A 456-nucleotide genomic window follows, 5' to 3' on the forward strand; every position below is an offset into this window, starting at 1 on the left:
TTATGATGAGCTGGGAAAATGAAGTTCATTGGCATTTATATGGGCGTTTTGATTTAGCGGGTGGACTTGATGGCAAGCCTATAAAACTTATAGAATTTAATGCTGATACCCCTACTGCTCTTTTTGATAGTGCGAATTTACAATGTGCACTTTTAACACAAAATGGAATGGATGAAAGCGCACAATTTAATAGCATTTATGAAAGTTTGATGGATAATTTTAAAAGACTTATTACCCTTGATGAAAGTGTTGAAGGGTTTGAAGAGCATTATCAAGGATGGAAAATTCTTTTTTCAAGTGTTGCAGGAAGTAAAGAAGAAGAAATCACTACAAAATTGCTTGCACATATAGCCAATGAAGCAGGTTTTCAAACTAATTTTTCCTTTGTGGATGAGGTGGAATTTAGCGAAGAGGGTGTTTTTAAAGAGGGCGAAAATTATGAGTATTGGTTTAAGC

Annotated in this window: 1 protein-coding gene; it reads left to right on the top strand. The window is 34.6% G+C overall.

The genetic code is table 11. The features are described from left to right. Nucleotides 1-456 (top strand): glutathionylspermidine synthase family protein (locus tag KJR01_RS09780; protein ID WP_214119046.1); only part of this gene is annotated, 456 nt, incomplete at both ends.

Origin of the sequence: Campylobacter sp. 2018MI10, from assembly GCF_018501175.1 — a bacterium.
In the GTDB taxonomy this organism is placed as follows: domain Bacteria; phylum Campylobacterota; class Campylobacteria; order Campylobacterales; family Campylobacteraceae; genus Campylobacter_E.